The 19896-nt window shown below is 33.1% G+C and carries 24 protein-coding genes and 1 other RNA gene; 21 read left to right on the forward strand and 4 right to left on the reverse strand.

Going from position 1 to position 19896, the window contains the following annotated elements; genetic code table 11:
- The first annotated feature begins 7 nt into the window (after positions 1 to 7).
- From KA830_RS05630 to ssrA, 10 genes are all read left to right on the forward strand, one after another.
- Entirely contained in the window at positions 8 to 1198 is a 1191-nt protein-coding gene (locus KA830_RS05630; RefSeq protein ID WP_046207450.1) for a phosphoglycerate kinase, read from the forward strand.
- Between the two features lie 64 nt (positions 1199 to 1262).
- Positions 1263 to 2024 carry a triose-phosphate isomerase gene (gene tpiA, locus KA830_RS05635; protein ID WP_204180214.1) on the forward strand — a complete coding sequence of 254 codons (762 nt, stop codon included), beginning with the start codon at positions 1263 to 1265 and terminating at the stop codon, positions 2022 to 2024.
- 1 nt (position 2025) lies between these two features.
- Complete coding sequence (gene gpmI, locus KA830_RS05640) at positions 2026 to 3543, forward strand: 2,3-bisphosphoglycerate-independent phosphoglycerate mutase (RefSeq protein ID WP_046207452.1); 1518 nt, start codon at positions 2026 to 2028, stop codon at positions 3541 to 3543.
- A gap of 193 nt (positions 3544 to 3736) precedes the next feature.
- Complete coding sequence (eno, locus tag KA830_RS05645; RefSeq protein WP_204180215.1) at positions 3737 to 5041, forward strand: surface-displayed alpha-enolase; 1305 nt, start codon at positions 3737 to 3739, stop codon at positions 5039 to 5041.
- Between the two features lie 264 nt (positions 5042 to 5305).
- A complete protein-coding gene (locus KA830_RS05650) occupies positions 5306 to 5767 on the forward strand; it encodes a hypothetical protein (protein WP_204180216.1) in 462 nt (153 codons plus the stop codon).
- A 68-nt stretch (positions 5768 to 5835) separates the two neighbouring features.
- Positions 5836 to 6069 carry a preprotein translocase subunit SecG gene (gene secG / locus KA830_RS05655; RefSeq protein WP_019469442.1) on the forward strand — a complete coding sequence of 78 codons (234 nt, stop codon included), beginning with the start codon at positions 5836 to 5838 and terminating at the stop codon, positions 6067 to 6069.
- A 140-nt stretch (positions 6070 to 6209) separates the two neighbouring features.
- Positions 6210 to 6950 carry an alpha/beta hydrolase gene (locus KA830_RS05660; protein ID WP_046207455.1) on the forward strand — a complete coding sequence of 247 codons (741 nt, stop codon included), beginning with the start codon at positions 6210 to 6212 and terminating at the stop codon, positions 6948 to 6950.
- Positions 6951 to 6985: 35 nt separating this feature from the next.
- The gene (gene rnr / locus KA830_RS05665) at positions 6986 to 9358 is read left to right on the forward strand and encodes a ribonuclease R (RefSeq protein ID WP_046207456.1); all 2373 of its coding nucleotides are present in this window, start codon (positions 6986 to 6988) and stop codon (positions 9356 to 9358) included.
- A gap of 22 nt (positions 9359 to 9380) precedes the next feature.
- A complete protein-coding gene (gene smpB, locus KA830_RS05670) occupies positions 9381 to 9845 on the forward strand; it encodes an SsrA-binding protein SmpB (RefSeq protein WP_046207457.1) in 465 nt (154 codons plus the stop codon).
- Positions 9846 to 9944: 99 nt separating this feature from the next.
- Positions 9945 to 10304: a transfer-messenger RNA gene (gene ssrA, locus KA830_RS05675) on the forward strand.
- A gap of 107 nt (positions 10305 to 10411) precedes the next feature.
- Here ssrA and KA830_RS05680 read toward each other — a convergent pair.
- Genes KA830_RS05680 through KA830_RS05690 form a run of 3 tightly spaced genes read right to left on the reverse strand, consistent with a single transcriptional unit; the run spans position 10412 to position 12828 of the window.
- A complete protein-coding gene (locus KA830_RS05680; RefSeq protein ID WP_210134104.1) occupies positions 10412 to 11035 on the reverse strand; it encodes a hypothetical protein in 624 nt (207 codons plus the stop codon).
- A gap of 9 nt (positions 11036 to 11044) precedes the next feature.
- Positions 11045 to 12151, reverse strand: coding sequence for a tyrosine-type recombinase/integrase (locus tag KA830_RS05685; RefSeq protein WP_210134106.1), 1107 nt, complete (start codon positions 12149 to 12151; stop codon positions 11045 to 11047).
- A gap of 14 nt (positions 12152 to 12165) precedes the next feature.
- The gene (locus tag KA830_RS05690; RefSeq protein WP_210134107.1) at positions 12166 to 12828 is read right to left on the reverse strand and encodes a helix-turn-helix domain-containing protein; all 663 of its coding nucleotides are present in this window, start codon (positions 12826 to 12828) and stop codon (positions 12166 to 12168) included.
- A 151-nt stretch (positions 12829 to 12979) separates the two neighbouring features.
- Between KA830_RS05690 and KA830_RS05695 the strand changes: the two genes are divergently transcribed.
- From KA830_RS05695 to KA830_RS05745, 11 genes are all read left to right on the forward strand, one after another.
- Positions 12980 to 13201 (forward strand): helix-turn-helix domain-containing protein, encoded by a 222-nt coding sequence (locus tag KA830_RS05695; protein ID WP_210134109.1) that lies wholly within the window; start codon positions 12980 to 12982, stop codon positions 13199 to 13201.
- The gene (locus tag KA830_RS05700; RefSeq protein ID WP_210134111.1) at positions 13198 to 13416 is read left to right on the forward strand and encodes a helix-turn-helix transcriptional regulator; all 219 of its coding nucleotides are present in this window, start codon (positions 13198 to 13200) and stop codon (positions 13414 to 13416) included. The genes KA830_RS05695 and KA830_RS05700 overlap by 4 nt, the downstream gene beginning before the upstream one ends.
- Before the next feature lie 15 nt (positions 13417 to 13431).
- Positions 13432 to 13611, forward strand: coding sequence for a hypothetical protein (locus KA830_RS05705; protein ID WP_210134113.1), 180 nt, complete (start codon positions 13432 to 13434; stop codon positions 13609 to 13611).
- Position 13612: 1 nt separating this feature from the next.
- Positions 13613 to 13900, forward strand: coding sequence for a hypothetical protein (locus KA830_RS05710; RefSeq protein WP_210134115.1), 288 nt, complete (start codon positions 13613 to 13615; stop codon positions 13898 to 13900).
- 1 nt (position 13901) lies between these two features.
- Positions 13902 to 14195, forward strand: a complete 294-nt coding sequence (locus KA830_RS05715; protein ID WP_210134117.1) for a hypothetical protein — start codon at positions 13902 to 13904, stop codon at positions 14193 to 14195.
- Positions 14196 to 14255: 60 nt separating this feature from the next.
- On the forward strand, positions 14256 to 15872 hold the full coding sequence (locus KA830_RS05720) for a phage resistance protein (RefSeq protein WP_210134118.1): 1617 nt from the start codon (positions 14256 to 14258) through the stop codon (positions 15870 to 15872).
- Between the two features lie 165 nt (positions 15873 to 16037).
- Positions 16038 to 16841, forward strand: a complete 804-nt coding sequence (locus KA830_RS05725) for a bifunctional DNA primase/polymerase (protein ID WP_210134119.1) — start codon at positions 16038 to 16040, stop codon at positions 16839 to 16841.
- On the forward strand, positions 16828 to 17103 hold the full coding sequence (locus tag KA830_RS05730; protein WP_071560456.1) for a pathogenicity island protein: 276 nt from the start codon (positions 16828 to 16830) through the stop codon (positions 17101 to 17103). The genes KA830_RS05725 and KA830_RS05730 overlap by 14 nt, the downstream gene beginning before the upstream one ends.
- A gap of 5 nt (positions 17104 to 17108) precedes the next feature.
- Positions 17109 to 17561, forward strand: coding sequence for a hypothetical protein (locus tag KA830_RS05735; protein ID WP_210134120.1), 453 nt, complete (start codon positions 17109 to 17111; stop codon positions 17559 to 17561).
- 181 nt (positions 17562 to 17742) lie between these two features.
- Positions 17743 to 18372: a hypothetical protein gene (locus tag KA830_RS05740; protein ID WP_210133713.1), complete on the forward strand. Its 630-nt coding sequence runs from the start codon at positions 17743 to 17745 to the stop codon at positions 18370 to 18372.
- A gap of 11 nt (positions 18373 to 18383) precedes the next feature.
- Entirely contained in the window at positions 18384 to 18839 is a 456-nt protein-coding gene (locus KA830_RS05745) for a hypothetical protein (protein WP_210134121.1), read from the forward strand.
- Positions 18840 to 18949: 110 nt separating this feature from the next.
- Here KA830_RS05745 and KA830_RS05750 read toward each other — a convergent pair whose 3' ends face one another.
- Positions 18950 to 19108 carry a hypothetical protein gene (locus KA830_RS05750; RefSeq protein WP_210134122.1) on the reverse strand — a complete coding sequence of 53 codons (159 nt, stop codon included), beginning with the start codon at positions 19106 to 19108 and terminating at the stop codon, positions 18950 to 18952.
- Between the last annotated feature and the right edge of the window lie 788 nt (positions 19109 to 19896).

Genomic DNA, 19896 nt, shown 5'->3' on the forward strand with positions numbered 1-19896 from the left:
AGATTACATGACAAAAAAAATTGTATCTGATATCGAGTTAAAAGGTAAAACTGTACTTGTACGTGCAGATTTTAACGTACCTATGAAAGACGGTGAAATTACGGACGACAATCGTATCGTTCAAGCTTTACCAACTATAAAATATATTATTGAACAAGGTGGTAAAGTCGTTTTATTCTCTCACTTAGGAAAAGTTAAAGAAGAAAGTGATAAAGCAGAATTAACTTTAAAACCTGTAGCTAATGCATTAGCTGAAAAATTAAATAAAGACGTGGCATTTGTTCCTGAAACACGTGGAACACAATTAGAGCACTCAATTAAAGATTTAAATGAAGGTGATGTGCTATTAGTTGAAAATACACGTTTTGAAGATTTAGAAGGTAAAAAAGAGTCTAAAAATGACCCTGAATTAGGTGAATACTGGGCATCATTAGGTGATGTATTTGTAAATGATGCATTTGGAACGGCACACCGTAAACATGCGTCAAACGTAGGTATTGCAGCTCACTTAGAAACTGTAGCAGGTTATCTAATGGAAAAAGAAATTAGATATATCGGTGGTGTTGTAGAAAACCCAGATAAACCTGTAGTTGCAATTCTTGGTGGCGCTAAAGTTTCAGATAAAATTGGTGTAATCACTAACTTATTGAAAATAGCAGATAAAGTGCTTATTGGTGGCGGTATGTCATACACATTCTTCAAAGCGCAAGGTAAAGAAATCGGCTTATCTTTATTAGAAGAAGATAAAGTAGACTTTGCAAAAGAATTGTTAGAAAAAGCAGGAGATCAAATTGTATTACCTGTAGACTGTAAAGTTGCAAAAGAATTTTCTAATGATGCAAAGATTACAGAAGTTTCCGTCGATAACATTCCTGCCGACCAAGAAGCGATGGATGTTGGTCCGAAAACTGTAGAATTATTCAAAGAAAAACTACAAGGCGCTCATACAGTAGTTTGGAATGGACCTATGGGTGTATTTGAATTCAGTAATTTCGCAAAAGGTACAATTGGGGTTTGTGAAGCAATTGCTGAAATGAAAGATGCAAACACAATTATCGGTGGTGGCGATTCAGCTGCAGCAGCGATTTCATTAGGATATGCTGATGACTTTAGTCACATTTCAACTGGTGGCGGTGCTTCATTAGAATATCTTGAAGGTAAGGAACTGCCAGGTGTCGTTGCGATTGCTAATAAATAATCGTTAATTTACGAGCAAAACTTGATTAAACATTAATCATAATTTACTAATAGGAGTGTATATAATGAGAAAACCAATTATTGCGGGTAACTGGAAAATGAACAAAACAGTTCAAGAGGCTAAAGATTTTATTAATGAATTACCAGCATTACCAGATACTAAAGAGGTAGAATCTGTCATTTGTGCTCCAACAATTCAATTAGATGCCTTAGTAACAGCAGTTAATGAAGGTAAAGCACAAGGTTTACAAATTGGTGCACAAAATGCTTTTTATGAAGATAATGGTGCATTTACAGGTGAAACATCACCAGTAGCATTAGCTGATTTAGGCGTAAAATACGTTGTTATTGGACACTCTGAGCGTCGTGAAATCTTCCATGAAACAAATGAAGATATTAACAAAAAAGCACATGCCGTATTCAATCATGGTATGACTCCAATTATTTGTGTTGGTGAAACAGACGAAGAACGCGAAAGTGGCAAAGCTAATGAAGTTGTTGGCAACCAAGTGAAAAAAGCTGTTGAAGGATTATCTGAAACACAATTGAAACAAGTTGTCATTGCATATGAACCAATTTGGGCAATCGGTACTGGCAAATCATCAACTGCAAAAGATGCCAATGAAATGTGTGCATTTGTAAGAGAAACGATTGCAGACTTATCAGGACAATCAGTTGCTGATGCAACACGTATTCAATATGGCGGTAGTGTTAAACCTAACAACATAAAAGAATACATGGCAGAATCAGACATCGATGGCGCATTAGTAGGTGGCGCATCACTTAAAGTGGATGATTTTGTACAATTGTTAGAAGGTGCAAAATAATATGGCTAAACAACCAACTGCATTAATTATTTTAGATGGTTTTGCAAATAGAGAAAGTGAGCATGGTAATGCTGTGAAACTAGCTAATAAACCTAATTTTGACCGTTATTATAATCAATATCCAACAACACAAATCGAAGCGAGTGGCTTGGATGTTGGACTTCCTGAAGGTCAAATGGGTAATTCAGAAGTTGGACACATGAATATTGGCGCTGGACGCATTGTTTATCAAAGTTTAACACGTATCAATAAATCCATTGAAGATGGTGATTTCTTTGAAAATGATGTATTGAACCAGGCGATTCAACACGTAAAAGGCAATCAATCAGCACTTCATATTTTTGGTTTATTGTCAGATGGTGGTGTGCATAGTCATTACAAGCATCTATTTGCTTTATTAGAATTAGCCAAAAAGCAAGGCGTTGACAACGTTTATGTGCACGCGTTCTTAGATGGACGTGATGTCGACCAAAAATCAGCACTTAAATATATCGAAGAAACAGAAGCTAAATTTAAAGAATTAGGCATTGGCCAATTCGCATCTGTTTCAGGTCGTTATTACGCAATGGATCGTGATAAACGCTGGGATAGAGAAGAAAAAGCTTATAACGCAATTCGTAACTTTGGTGGAGAAACATTTGAATCAGCTAAAGCTGGTGTTGAAGCAAACTATGCTAAAGATTTAACTGATGAATTTGTCGAACCATTTATCATCAAAGATCAAAATAATGGCGTGAATGATGGAGATGCAGTCATCTTCTATAACTTCCGTCCTGATAGAGCTGGTCAACTGTCTGAAATCTTTACAGATAAAGCGTTTGAAGGCTTTAAAGTAGATCAAGTTAATGACTTATTTTACGCTACATTTACAAAATATAATGATAATGTAGATGCAAAAATTGTTTTTGAAAAAGTCGACTTAACAAATACAATTGGTGAAGTTGCACAAGATAATGGCTTGAAACAGTTACGTATAGCGGAAACTGAAAAATTCCCGCATGTCACTTATTTTATGAGTGGTGGACGCAATGATGAATTCGAAGGTGAACGTCGTAGATTGATTGACTCACCTAAAGTTGCAACTTATGATCTTAAACCAGAAATGAGTGCTTATGAAGTCAAAGACGCACTGATTGAAGAGTTGAATAAAGGTGACTTAGACTTAATCTTATTAAACTTTGCCAATCCTGATATGGTGGGGCATAGCGGTATGCTTGAACCTACGATTAAAGCGATTGAAGCAGTTGATGAGTGTTTAGGTGAAGTCGTAGATAAAATTATTGATATGGGTGGTCACGCTATCATTACAGCTGACCATGGTAACTCAGATATGGTACTCACTGATGATGAGCAACCAATGACAACACATACGACTAACCCTGTACCAGTGATTGTTACTAAAGAGGGTGAAACTTTACGTGAAACAGGTCGACTAGGTGATTTAGCGCCTACACTATTAGATTTGTTACAAGTAAAACAACCTGAAGACATGACTGGTGAATCACTTATCAAGCATTAAAATAATATAAACACAATATGGACTAAAGACCAGAAATATAAGGGCGTGTCATTTTTAAGATTTGCTTAAATGACTGATGGCACGCCTAATCAAAATGAAGTAATTAAATTATTTGTATTTATAGTATTTATAGCTATAATAAAGATGAAATTTAATATTTCTAAACTACTTATTTATAAAGGAGATTACAAACATGCCAATTATTACAGATGTTTATGCTCGCGAAGTCCTTGACTCACGCGGCAACCCAACAGTGGAAGTAGAAGTATTAACTGAAAGCGGTGCATTTGGTCGCACACTTGTACCATCAGGTGCGTCTACTGGTGAGCACGAAGCAGTTGAATTACGTGATGGAGACAAATCACGTTATTTAGGTAAAGGTGTAACGAAAGCTGTTGAAAACGTAAATGAAATTATTGCACCTGAATTAGTTGAAGGTGAATTTTCAATATTAGAACAAGTTTCAATTGATAAAATGATGATTCAATTAGACGGAACTGAAAATAAAGGTAAATTAGGCGCAAATGCTATTCTCGGTGTTTCTATTGCAGTAGCACGTGCAGCAGCTGATTTATTAGGCCAACCACTTTATAAATATTTAGGTGGCTTCAATGGTAAACAATTACCAGTTCCAATGATGAACATTATAAATGGTGGTTCTCACTCTGATGCGCCAATCGCATTCCAAGAGTTCATGATCTTACCAGTTGGTGCAGAAACATTTAAAGAATCATTACGTTGGGGAGCAGAAATTTTCCACAACTTAAAATCAATCCTTAAAAACCGTGGTTTAGAAACAGCAGTAGGTGACGAAGGTGGTTTCGCTCCTAAATTTGAAGGTACAGAGGATGCTGTTGAAACAATCTTAGAAGCGATTAAAGCAGTAGGTTTAGAACCTGGTAAAGATGTGTTCTTAGGCTTTGACTGTGCTTCATCAGAATTCTTCGAAGATGGTGTTTATAACTATGCTAAATTCGAAGGCGAAAATGGTTCAAAACTTACAGCAGAACAACAAGTTGACTATTTAGAAGAATTGGTTAATAAATATCCAATTATTTCTATTGAAGATGGTATGGACGAAAATGACTGGGACGGTTGGAAAGTATTAACTGACCGTATCGGTGATCGTGTTCAATTAGTTGGTGACGATTTATTCGTTACAAACACTGTTAAATTATCAGAAGGTATCGAAAAAGGTATCGGTAATTCAATCTTAATTAAAGTTAACCAAATTGGTACATTAACTGAAACATTTGATGCTATTGAAATGGCTCAAAAAGCTGGTTATACAGCAGTAGTATCACACCGTTCTGGTGAAACAGAAGATACAACTATTGCTGATATCGCAGTTGCTACAAATGCAGGTCAAATTAAAACTGGTTCATTATCAAGAACTGACCGTATTGCTAAATACAATCAATTATTACGCATCGAAGATGAATTATTTGAAACAGGCAAATTCGATGGTATTAAATCATTCTACAATTTAGATAAATAATGTTTATCTAAAAATGAGTTCACGCGCTAACACGTAAACCCTATGGGTTTGCGTGTTTTTTGATTGGATAAAAAAACCATACGCTATGCGTATGGTGCAGTTAGGTTATTGCGATACCTGTCGATTTCAGTTATGATGACCAATTGTGTCAGAGAAACATACATATTAATGAAATACAAGATTTACATTGTTTAATTTGTTCATCTTTGTTTGTGAAACTGATATAATTAATAGTGTAAATTATAGAAGGAGCATTGACTGATTATGAAGGCACAACCTAAAACAATAGAAATTCGAACAGGTCATTTTCTTGCATACACTTCACTAATTATAGCAATACTTTATGCGATTCATTTATTCGTTATTTTAGACGATAGTGTAATAAAACAAATGTTAATAAATAGTAGACAAAAGCCTTCTGAAAACGCAATTGGTGTGATAAAAAACAGTTTCCAATTTACAGGTATCATGTATGTGATTGCTAATTTAACAGGGATTATTGCGATTTGGAATAGGCATACTTATTTGTGGTGGTTTATGTTTGCAGTATTCACTTCACAAATTTTATATAATTTAGTTAATATCAATGCGGTTTATGAAGCGATATTAGATACAAAATCAATGATTAATATCTTACCGTTAACAATTGTATTGATCATGTCACTTATTTTAGCGATATATATGTTGGTTGTTTCAATTAAACGTAAAAGCACTTTTAATAGATAGAAGTTTGCTAAATAAGATAAACGTGTGATATAATGCGGTTCGTATATAATGAATGGAGGACAATTTTTATGCATACATTTTTCATGATCATTTTAATTTTAGACTGTATTGCATTAGTGACTGTTGTATTACTCCAAGAAGGTAAAAGTAATGGACTATCAGGTGCGATAAGCGGTGGCGCTGAACAGTTATTTGGTAAACAAAAACAACGTGGCGTTGATTTATTCTTGCATAGATTAACAATTGTATTGTCTGTCATTTTCTTCTTGTTAATGTTAGGCATAAGTTATTTTGGTTTATAAGGTCCGACAATGTAAAAGTCGGGCTTTTTTATTTATAATGGAAGTATTCGACTTTTAAATGATTCGAAGTAGGGAATATATTTTGAGTACAACTGATATCATAATTATTTTAATAGCTTGGATGAAGGGATTGAGTCACAATGCAAATTAGATTACCAGAACCATTCTTTTTTGAAGAAGGTAATCGTGCTGTATTACTTTTACATGGTTTTACAGGGAATTCTTCAGATGTAAGACAGTTAGGTAGATTCTTACAAAAAAAGGGTTACACTTCTTATGCACCACAATATGATGGTCATGCAGCACCACCAGAAGAGATATTGCAATCTAGTCCATTTGCATGGTATAAAGATGCAATAGATGGATACGAATTCCTTGTTGATAAAGGATATGATGAAATTGTGGTTGCTGGCTTATCACTGGGTGGTTGTTATGCATTAAAAATAAGCTTAGATAGAGATGTAAAGGGTATTATAACAATGTGTTCACCTATGCATATTAAGACTGAAGGTGCAATGTTTGATGGTGTCTTAACGTATGCGCGTAATTTCAAAAAATACGAAGGCAAAGATGAAGCGACAATAGAAAAAGAAATGGATGCGTTTCATCCAACAGATACGTTAAAAGATCTACAAGGTCAGATTCAAAGTATACGTAATCAAGTAGACGAGGTAATGGATCCGCTACTTGTTATCCAAGGGGAGCAAGATCAAATGATTAATACCGACTCTGCTAATATTATATACAATGACAGCGAGTCTGATGATAAAGAAATTAAATGGTATGCGAATTCAGGACATGTCATTACAATTGATAAAGAAAAAGAAAAAGTTTTTGAAGATATATACCAATTCTTAGAATCATTAGATTGGTCCAAATAAATTTTTAGTATTTAATTATAGAAAGGAGGGGCATAATGAATTTAAAGCAATCCATAGAAGAAATTATTAAGCAACCAGATTATGAACCCATGTCTGTATCAGATTTTCAAGATGCATTAGGTTTAAATAGTGCCGACTCATTTAGAGACTTAATCAAGGTACTTGTTGAATTAGAACAAACAGGATTAATTCAACGTACGAAGACAGACAGATACCAACGTAAGGAATCTAAAAAATCAAAACAATCGAAATTAATACAAGGTACGCTTAGTCAAAATAAAAAAGGCTTTGCATTCTTACGTCCTGAAGACGATGAGATGGATGATGTCTTTATCCCACCTACAAAGATTAATCGTGCAATGGATGGAGATACTGTACTTGTCGAATTACAAAACTCTAAAGGTGAACATAAAGGTAAGCTGGAAGGTGAAGTAAAATCAATCGAAAAACACTCCGTTACCCAAGTGGTGGGCACGTACAGTGAAGCTCGACATTTTGGATTTGTCTTACCAGATGATAAACGCATTATGCAAGATGTGTTTATACCTAAAGGTCATAATTTAGGTGCGATAGATGGGCATAAAGTATTAGTACAAATCACGAAATATGCGGACGGTACCGATAACCCAGAAGGCCAAGTTTCAGCAATTTTAGGTCATAAAAATGATCCAGGTGTCGACATTTTGTCGATTATCTATCAACATGGTATTGAAATAGAATTTCCAGATAAGGTATTAGAAGAAGCTGAAGCTGTACCAGATGAAATCAAACCATCTGAAATCGAAGGACGTCGTGATTTAAGAAATGAGCTAACTATTACAATTGATGGCGCAGACGCTAAAGACTTAGATGACGCAATTAGTGTCAAGAAGTTAGATAATGGTCATACACAATTGACAGTGAGTATCGCTGATGTCAGTTATTATGTAACGGAAGGATCAGCACTAAATGAAGAAGCATACGACCGTGCAACAAGTGTATATTTAGTTGACCGTGTAATTCCAATGATACCTCATCGACTTAGTAACGGTATTTGTTCATTGAATCCACAAGTAGATAGGCTAACTTTAAGTTGCCAGATGGAATTAGATGAACGTGGTCATGTGGTTAATCATGAAATCTTTGATAGTGTGATTCATTCAAATTATCGTATGACATACGATGAAGTGAATGAAATTATTACAGATCAAAATGAAGATACGCGCAAACAATATAACGAAGTTACACCAATGCTTGATTTAGCTAAAGACTTGTCTGAACGTTTAATCAACATGCGTAAACGCCGTGGTGAAATTGACTTCGATATCAGTGAAGCCAAAGTACTTGTCAATGATGAAGGCATTCCAACAGACGTAGAATTAAGAAAACGCGGTGAAGGTGAACGTCTCATCGAATCGTTTATGTTAGCAGCCAACGAAACGATAGCAGAACATTTCGATCGATTAAATGTACCATTTATATATCGTGTACACGAGCAACCGAAATCAGAACGTTTACGCCAATTCTTTGACTTTATTACTAACTTTGGTTTAATGATTAAAGGTACTGGCGAAGAAGTACATCCATCAACTTTACAAAAAATTCAACAAGAAGTAGAAGGTCAACCAGAGCAAATGGTCATTTCTACTATGATGTTACGTTCAATGCAACAAGCACGTTACGATGATGTGAATCTAGGTCACTTCGGCCTGTCAGCAGAACACTATACACACTTCACATCACCGATCCGGAGATATCCAGATTTAATCGTGCATAGACTTATTCGTAAATATCTTATTGATAAAACAATGGATGATAAAACACTTAATAAATGGGAAGAAGCATTACCAGAAATTGCTGATCATACATCTCAAAGAGAACGTAGAGCGATCGAAGCAGAACGTGACACCGATGAATTGAAGAAAGCAGAGTATATGGTTCAACATATCGGAGAAGAATATGAAGGTATCATCAGCTCTGTAGCTAATTTTGGTATGTTTATCGAATTGCCAAATACAATCGAAGGTATGGTACATGTATCAGAGATGACCGACGATTATTATCACTTCGATGAACGTCAAATGGCAATGATTGGAGAACGCCAAGCTAAAGTCTTCCGCATTGGTGATCCAGTTAAAATCAAAGTTGTTAACGTAGATGTTGATGAGCGTATGATCGATTTCCAAATTGTCGGTATGCCATTACCGAAAAAAGAGCGTAGTCCAAGACCTTCACGTGGTAAGACGATTCAAGCGAAGCCACGCGGTCAATCATTAGATAACTCAAATAATGATAAAAAAGGCAAGAAGAAACAACGAAAAGGTAAAAACCAACGCAATAAAAACAAACAAGCAAGTGGTAACACCAAACACAAGCCATTTTACAAAGATAAAAAAGTGAAAAATAAAGCTCGTAAGAAGAAAAAATAATTCAACAAAGAGGTGAAACTCAATGCCAAAGAAAAAATCACCAGGAACATTAGCTGAAAATCGTAAGGCCAGACATGATTTTAATATAGAAGATACGATTGAAGCGGGCATTGTGTTGAAAGGGACAGAAATTAAGTCCATTCGTCGTGGCAGTGCAAACCTTAAAGATAGCTATGCGCAAGTAAATCGTGGCGAAATGTTTTTAAATAATATGCACATTGCCCCATATGAAGAAGGAAATCGATTTAACCATGACCCACGTCGTTCACGCAAATTACTATTACACAAACGTGAAATAGCAAAATTAGGAGAACGTACTAGAGAAATTGGTTATTCCATCATTCCTTTAAAACTCTATTTAAAACACGGTCAATGCAAAGTTTTACTTGGTGTTGCAAGAGGTAAGAAAAAACATGATAAACGTCAGGCATTGAAAGAAAAAGCAATGAAACGTGACGTAGATAGAGCGCTTAAAGCGCGTTATTAAGCGAAAATATTGCCAAAGACTTCGATCTTTGGTAATATAATATGTGCTTTCTGAAAAAGATAGATGATTAAATCTGCAGAAAGTACATTATATTATTAAGGGGACGTTTTTGGATTCGACAGGGGTCCCCGAGCTAGTTAAGCGTGTCGGAGGGTTGTCTCCGCACCAACACACACAGTTAAAAATTAACTGACAAATCAAACAATAATTTCGCAGTAGCTGCCTAATAGCACTCTGCATCGCCTAACTGCATTTCCTATGTGCAGTTAACGCGATTCAACCTTAATAGGATACGCTAGGCACTGCCGTTCGAAGTCTGCCTAGAAGAGATTAATCGAACTAGCATAATGTCGGCTGTCTATCACCTAACATTATGCGAAATACCTTGATAGACTACACACGTAGAAAGATTAGTATCAGGACCTCTGGACGCGGGTTCGAATCCCGCCGTCTCCACTATACAGCTCTCAACCCTTGTGGTTGGGGCTTTTTATTTTTGTTGCCACAGTATTGCCACAGATGTGCCACAGTACATAAAAAAAGACACCCGAAAATTAAGGTGTCTTTTAATCAAGTTCTTTAATTAAATCCTCTGTTTTTTTATTCAGTTCTTTTTCTTTTTTAAACCAACTTTTAGATGCATTAAGTTTTTGTTCTTTGTTTTTCTTTTGGTCTTGTTCTATTTCTCTGTTTCTAAGCTTTTCATACTTTTTATAATCTTTTTTTGTTAATTGCAAAATTTCCCAATGATTAGCTAGTAAATATCTTGAATATATCCTTACTTTTTCACGATCCTTTGTAAACAATATTTTACTTTCGCAAGAATATTTATTGTCATACTTTGTTTTCATTTCTTCGCAGAATTCTATTATTTGATTTGTTTTTTTATCAAAAATGTTATGTGGATTATCTTTTGTATCGAATCGCAAGCATGCCCTTAGCTTAAAAACATCTTCAAGTGTAATTTTATCTTTACCAGCGATTACAAACAAAGTTTTACGCCACTCTGATTTTGAATCTAATTCATTTAACAAAGTCCTTTTATGATGTGCATTTGTATACCAATATACCAATAAACCAACGATTATAGTAGCAGTTGGTGTGGCTAAAATTTTAACCCAATTAAGAAAAGTATTAGGTGGTGGGAATGTATTAAAATTTTCAATAACTGTATTTCCTAAATCATTCATTTATTCACCTCATAAATATTTTATTATTTCTTTTTGTGTACTAGGGTACAAATGCCCATAACGTGAGCTTACTTCTTCAATGGACGAATGACCTAACCTTTGTGCAATTATCATTAAACTAGCACCATGATTGACTAGCATAGAGGCATGGCTGTGCCTTAACTCATGGATTACAATACGAGGAAATGTTTCACCAGTTGGTAATTCATCATCTAAAATTTTTAATGCATTAGTAAACCATCTATCAATGGTGGATTCGCTGAACGCTTTAAAGAATGTTCCGAACAATACATAATTATCCTTATATACGTTATTCTCTTTATACCAAGTTAAATAATTTCGTAAGTCGTCCATCATGTGAGTTGGTAAGTAAATATCACGTATGGCTGCTTTCGTTTTAGGGGCTGTCACTTCACCGTGATAGTCCGTTTTGTTTATATGGATATAATCATCATCAAAGTTTACATCTTCCCATGTGAGCGCTCTAATCTCGCCCTTACGTGCGCCACTCATGAAAAGTAACTTGAAGAATAGCTTTTGCTGTATAGTAGGCAAAATATCGTAAAACTGATTGAATTGTTCTAACGTCCAGTAATTCAAACGTTTCTGTGTTTCAATTTCAAAATTACCGACTAATGATGCAACATTTTGCTTTAGATCATGATACTTCATAGCATGGTTAAGTATTGATACTAAAAACACATGCATTTTCTTCAAATATTCCCCAGAACGTCCTTCATTCATCTTCTTATTCTGAAACTTCATAATATCTTGTGTAGTCATATTGAAAACGTCCATTGATTTAAAATAGGGTACTAAATGATTATTGGTATGTGTTTTTAATGCTTTCACACTTGATGATTTACGTCTTGCTGTATACCAATCAATATATTCTTCCACTAGCTTATCAAAAGGCAATTGATTAATCTTGCCGATACCCTCTAATTCATCCATATAAGCGTTACAAGCCTTCACAGCTTCCTTACGTTGCTTAAATCCTGTACGCTTAATCTCTTTTCTTGTATTCGTCTTATCATAGTATGTGATACGGAAGTAATATGTACCACGTTTAGCATCTTTATAGATGTTGTGGGATAGTTTAAGGTCGTGTTGCATAAGGTTCACCTCTATCATGTTAAATATTCATCATCATATATTTCACGCATAAAATCTTCTATAGAATCTGTTAGATTTAGGTATTTCATATACTCATTGAACTCAGACTTTTTTTCTTTTCTTTCATTTTGATATTCATCAATAACTTCTGGGTTTTCAATGCTTTTTAAAAGACTAGGATTATTCTTAATTGTTTTAATGACTTCTAAATTTAACATTTTATATATTTGATGTAACAGATCATGTGGTAGTTCTACAGTCGCAACTTTTTCACCAAAAACAGAAGTTTTGATGTCATAAAAAATTTTGTTTTCAGATTCAAATAAATAATTTAATTTGTAATATGGTTTATCTACAATTTTCTTTTCTCCGTTAAATGTATTAATTTTTAATCTGCCACTAGATTTCAAAGTATTAAAAAACGTTGTGTTTTCTTCTATATTTTCATAAATACCTGCCAATACTCTAAATTCATTTAAAAAATCTTGACTATCATTAAAATCTAATACATTGGCAATTTTTATAAGTAACTCATCGTTTGGGATAACTTTATTGTTTTCAACACGTGACAAGAATGCATGAGTTACCCCTACTTTTTCTCCTAATTCTTCAAGTGTAAGTGGATAACTTTTTCTAGCATTTCTTATTGCTTTACCTAATGTTCCATCTTGATTCATATTAATCACCTCAAACTGAAGTTTATCATAAATGTAACAAAAAAAGATAACATTTATAAAATTGTACTTGTAATGTAACTTAATTTAGTTTATATTTAGGGTGTAGCAAATAAATGTTACTTGTTTAAGTAACAAAAAGTGAGGTGGACTTATGACAAAAACTAATATACCTGAATTGAGATATTTGATTGCTAAAAGAGGACATAGTTTAAGAAGTTTTTCAAAAATTAGTGGTATTTCACTTTCTTATTTAAGTTTGATTGTAAATAACAAAGCTACACCAAGCCCTAAAATGGCAAAAAAGATATCGGAAAATTTAAACGTAAATATGGATTATTTATTTGATTTTGAAATTAAGGAGGAAATAAAATGACAAATTTAGCATACCCAATGTTATTCGTTGCAAGACGTGAGAAAGGTCACACACAAGAACAAGTTGCACGTGAGTTGAGTATTTCAAAACAAAGGTACGGACTTAAAGAGCTGGGAAAGGCCAACTTCACATTACCAGAAGCTAAAATTTTATCTGAATTGTATGAAATGCCAATTGATGAATTATTTAGTAATTCAATTTCAGTAGGACAATAGGAGGTGAATACAAAAATGAAATTATTCGGAACACTTATCACAGCAAGCTCATTGACTTCATTTACAGTAGGTTATGTGACAGAAGATATTTTTAATAGTATGGCTTTATATAGTCCACTAGCTATTACATCATGGGCAATAACAGAATGGTTTAATGATAGAAAAATTAGAAAACAATTATTGGAGGAAAAATAATATGAAAAATACAAGCCCACTAAAAGATTTTTGTATGACTTTTGCAGAAGTGAAATATCAATACGGAAGATTTGAAACACATAAAGAAATGGTTCAAGCAATTGATTTATTTATTAAAACTAATTGTACTAATGAAGATGCTGAAGCAATTACAAAATTAATAGAATTACGAGAAATAATATCTAAAGATTTAGAAGATGAAGCTAATAAGTTTGATGAAAAATCTTCTAAATTTGAAACAAAAGAAATTGCGTTTGACAAACATTATGGAATAGAAGGAGAGTTATAAAATGGTCAGAGAAGAAAAAGTAACTAAAGGTGAAGTATTAGTAGAATTAGCTCATTACGGTGCTAAAGCTAAGGCATTTAGAGAATCAATGGATTTAATTGTAAGAAAAATGGATTTAATCACTGATAAAGATAGTAAAGAATATAGCGAATTAAGCGAAGTTGCCAACTTAATATGGGCAATGTATGATGCAGCAGAAAAAACAGAATCAGAAGCAAATGAGAAACTTGATGAAATATTAGGCATAGAAAAAGCGTCCCGTGAGAACTTTGGCGAGGAATCACGAAACGCGTAAACACGGATATTTAACAAAAAATATCTAACTAAATACTAACATATATGAAAGGTTGATTGTATGGACGAAACAACACTTTATAAACAACATTTTGAATTTCATTCAAATTTAGATTATATCAATACAACAAGTTTATCCAGAATCAAGGAGATCAGTAAGCGAATTAATTTCGCTTCTATCTCTAGTGATAAACAAGTTTTTAATAATAAAGGTAATTTGTATCATCGTGAAAAGAATGATATAGGTGATTACATTAATAATCTTACTTTAGATTATATCATAATTCCTAAAGAAATTGGTGTTATTTACGGAATTGTAAATACTAAAATTACAGAAAATGACAATGGCGAAGAGGAAAAGAAAGCAAGTTTTAAATCAGATACATTCAACAATTACGCAAGATTTATAGCTGATCTCATATCAGATAAAGTGATTTATTCAGATGAATTAGATTCATTTTTAATAGTGAAAAATAACACGTATGAAGTGATAGACGATACGAATTTTGCATTAAATTATCCAGTCGATAATAAGCATCAAATAAACGATTTTTTAGAAGTGATGCTTGAAATGTATCGAGAACACTTAAATGTTAAACATGGGTATAATATCCTTCCATATACCATTGCAGGTAATGATTGGATATACGATTGTAGAAACTTAGAGTTTAAGAAAAAATCACTCAATTCAGATGAATTATACGCTAAAAAATATGATGTTAATACATCAGCGATTGATACAGATACACCTAAATGTTTCTATGATCTAGTAACAGAAAATGATAAAAGCAAAAATAATTTAATGCTAATGCACGCTTATACAATGTATCGCAAGATGAACCTTATACAAGCTGAGAAATGGTTTTTGATGAAGGATTTTGGTCGTTCGGGCAAAGGCTTACTAATGACTACATTTGATGCACTGTTACAAGTTAATAAAGTGAATTTTGACAGCTTAATTTCAGGTGGATTTGAAGCATCTAACGAATGGATGAATTTTTACGGTGCAGATATTGCACACGCAAACGAAACTGGTGAAATTACAAAAGTAATGATGCGTATTTTAAGAAAAATTGCTACTGGTGAAGTTATTTCGGGGCGAGGTATAGGCAGAAATGCATTCACATTTAAAAATAACGCAGTTTTAATTCTTGATACAAATGAAAGTGTGGATACAGGAGAAATTACAGCGAATACGACACGTACAATTAAGATTTCACTTAAAGATAGACCACTTAACGAAACAGACGAAGAACGTTATCAAATATTTAAGCCTTATTGGGATTTTGTGCAACCTAACGGTAAAAAATCAGTAGCAGCTGCAGTTTCATTCTTGATTGCAAGTTTAGAATATCTGAAAGAAATTGGCCGAGAATTTCAGTTCAACGATGTAACACTTAAACATTATTTTAGTGAAGATGAATTGACTGAAACACAGGGTTCTTTATTGAAAGCATTGTCTAGGCAAAGTTTTGTATTTGCTGGTGATGAAACGTTACAAAAGTTGATTGAACAAGATTATAACAGTTTACGATACAAGCAAGCTAAAGATGATATGAAAAAAATTGGGGTTAGTATAAATAATCAAAAATGGATAGATGGTGTTAATACTAGAGTTCACAATGTTGGGAATGCAGAATTATTTAATATGGCGCTAGAATTAATTTCAGAAGATTAAGGGTTAGTATAACTCTTACTAACTCTTATTATAACTCTTAAAACGTTGTAATAACAGTCACTAACTCTTGTAACTCTAATTTCTATAGCGTTTTTTGTAAGTGTAAAATACTTTAGCTACTATAGAAAAATTTAGCGCTACAAGAGTTAGGTAAGGAGGTATTCAATGACAGGTTATCATGTAGCAAAATATTTATTAAAAAAGAATATTCAAGTTATACCTTTAAATCAGTACAAGAAACCTAGTGTAACTTTTGCAGATATAGATGTTACCGATGATTTCGTTGAATATCATTCAAGTTTTTATCATCAAACGCGTGTATTGGGTGTACTTACACGTGGTGTGTGGTGTATCGATATTGATGTAGATCATGTTAAAAGTAAAAACGGATTTGAAAGTTTAAAGATGATTCCTTTTTATAACGAGGTTGTAGCAAATGCTCAAAATACTTTGGTACAAACAACGCCTAGTGGTGGCAAGCACATAATATTCAAAAAAAGGGTCGGTATTGAATACGGCCAAAAAATAGATTATTTACCATCAGTAGATATAAAGGCGCATGATAACAACTATTTCGTGTTAGCAAATAGTCAAACGCATAAGGGGATTTATAAACATAACGACCAAGATGTAACGGAATATAATGGAGAATTTGAAAATCGCATTTTTTCTAAACGTGGTAATTACACCCAACAAGTGTTAGAGCCATATTCTATGAAACAAGTGCTATCAGACCACAATTTTGACCATTTAGGTGCTGGTAAAGGTGGATTAGGTAAACAAGCATATCAACGTATTGTAAATGGTGAAAGCGAATATAGGAATAATGATTTATATAAAGCAGCAAGCTATGCGAAGCAATGTAACATCGACATTGAACCATTGCGTATTTTGATTGGGGATAATAAAAATGGTGATGTTTTCGATGAAAAAAGTTGGGAGGCTACTGTAAGAAGTGCAGGCTACTAATATTGAAATAAATTATGATAAACAAGCTGAAAAGATAGGCTTAATTGTTGGAATACCAGAAGAAATGTATTTCTGTTCAATAAGTAAAATATCGGCAGTCTATGTCGAATACATTGATGAAAAATGGGTGGCATGGCGTGAAAGTTATGTACCTAATACTAATAGACGTACCAGTTATAAATTGATTGCTCATGGTGGATTTGAATTAGTAATAGCACGTACTAAAAATTACTTGGGATATATTAAAAAGAATAGAGGATGAAGAATATGAGCTATAAGAAATCATTCAAATTAAATAATAAGAAACTCAATATTAATGATATCAAGAATTTAGAAATTGCTAACAAACCTATTTGTCACATCTATAAAACACAGGGCAAGTATCACTATTTAGAAATAGACTTTATAACATGTGATTGGTGTTTGTCGGGTTTAGGACAGGCAACGCTGCAATCAAGGTTAAATACTGAATCAATTTTCTTGTGGTTAAGAGGGTATAATTTGAAACTCAACTATAACAGTGTAGGGCATATGACAATATATTTACGCGGTGATCATTTAGCGATTAATTATTTACTAGATGAAATTAATAAACTCACTGCAGATGCTAAATATTGGCAGAAATACAGAGATGATAAACGTATGTTAGAAATTGATAGAAGTAGTCACTATGTTATGCCAACACACCATATTAAAGGTAATACACAGAAAATAAGTTAAGGGAGTGTTTCCATGAATCACAAACGGATAGCATATCAGATTCTAGCGCGTTTACCTACTCATGTGAACAATGTATCGAATAGGTATATTAGTTCTTTGATAAGGAAATATGCTAGAAAAGAGAAAGACTTTAACGAAATAAAACGAATTATAAATCAAAATCGAAAGAAGGAATTTAATTATGGCAAAAACAGTACAAGACAATACAATCAATATCTTTGATAATGGAATTTATGATAAGGGCGTTAGATCTAAAAAACTCAAGCAAGAATATAATCAATTAACGGAACGTATTAAAGATATCAGTCATAAAATAGAATATCATCGTAAAAATGACGATTATGCTGAAGCTACTAAATTGAAGAGACAACAGTCAGATTTAGAGAATGAGTTAGTTGAATTAGATGATAAACTTAATGAAGAAAATTTCAAAGTGACTGATGAAGAATTTAAAGAGTTCTATAAGGCATACAACGAAGAAATGTCAGAATTTAAGGCTGCACATCAAAAATTAGCGGAAGAAATGAATAATAAGCTAAATGAAGTGGCAGATATTTACCGTAAAATGGTTGAAAACAAAAATGAGGCAGGTCGCCGTGTTTCTCGTGAACAATACGTTAAACAAGAAAAACTAGCGCCTAACGCAACTTACAATCATTATAAAGGACAAATTTTCGACCATGAAGTTAATTTGGATAAAGATAAACACGATACAACGCCTAGAGGTTATGCGTGGAAACTAGAGAAGAAATTAGGAGCTGTTTCTCGTGATGATTTTCAAAAATATTACTATGGTCATAAACAGTGGTAAGGAGGTCGCTTATGCTTAGAACAATTAAACAATCAGATCATAATATTAAATATAATAACGCTAAAAATCGTATTACATTTAAGGCGCTGGCTGAAGGTGCATCAGCTGAAATGAGTGATACAAAAGGTGCAGACACGACACATCAAAGTTTTAAACCTGTTGAGATAGGCAAAGGTGCTTTGAATGATGTTAAGGATAACGGCAAACTATGTGTGATGTTAGACAATGATACTGAAGGAAATGTGCTCGGTTCTGTTTCAAGAGGTAATCTTATCGTATTGAATAACAAAGGTGTCTTAGGTATAGCAATAACTGTTGATGAAAGACCTATACTGAAAGAATTTGTGAAGTTGGTACAGCAGAACAAGATTAAGAATGTACAAGTCTATTCAGATGCTTTAACGATTCACAATAACCATATTGAAAAAGTAAATAATATTCGTGCGATTTCTATTAATACTAAGTAGTGAGAAGTAGCTTTATGGCAGCGTTCATGTTATAATATAGATATTGAAGATATTTTAAATCTTTAATACTGAGCGCTCAATATTAAAGTCTAAATTAGCCATTGGGTATATTACTCCTTATTATTTTCATTAGGTTCTAGTTCTGTGTAATCTTGTGCACGTTGACGAAGGCCATCACTATTTAATTGGTGGTGGTCTTTTCTTATAAGTAGTGGGTGTGATGAAAGTATGGGTAGATTGAATGTGGCTGATATATAAGGAGATGCCAATATATTAAAGGTATAGTTATCAAGGGACTGCACAATAAAGGACACAGTGAATAAGCTACCTATGTTAAAGGTCAGTCTATTGAACACAGAGTTTATAAGGTCATTACATTAAGTGATCAAACTCATTGTGTAAAGAGTTTCATTTGTTTGTTGTGATTGTTCATTGATAATAAAAGAGAAGAAACAAAATGTAATTTAAATTAATTCAATCAATTAACTTAAATCATTTGTTCTTAATTTAATTAACATTAATTGTTTGTTGATGTTCTTCTGTTTAGTTTCATTGTTGATTAACTTCAGAAGATTAATGATTTCTATTGTTTATTCAATTCATTTGTGAAGTTCATTCACCAAATCAAAAAGTAAATGTTAAAGACAAAAGTAAATTGAGATTTGAATTACAAAAATGTTTGTGAGAATAAATTTAAAAAGTAAATCGAAAATTAAATTAAGATTCTGATTTCAAATAATAAATATAAATATTAATTATTGTTATTAGATGATAAGTAACAACAATATGAGAAACATAAATGAGTTACTAATCGTTATGACTAAGCGTAAATGGTTTGCTTATATACAATAGTGTTTGTAGCCATTTAGAGAGTGATACAGCGCATGTATAGATGATTATATATTAAGTGTTACAAGCTGTTATATAGTGCGTGAAAGCTGTTTAAATAGATAGATTAAAAGTGAAGTTTTTAGCGATAAATATACTTGAATAAAGTAAGAGTGAATTAGATGGTATGAATAATTTTAATGGGATAGATAATTTAATCGGGCAGTGA

Source organism: Staphylococcus sp. GDY8P119P (assembly GCF_017892075.1).
In the GTDB taxonomy this organism is placed as follows: Bacteria; Bacillota; Bacilli; order Staphylococcales; family Staphylococcaceae; genus Staphylococcus; species Staphylococcus ureilyticus.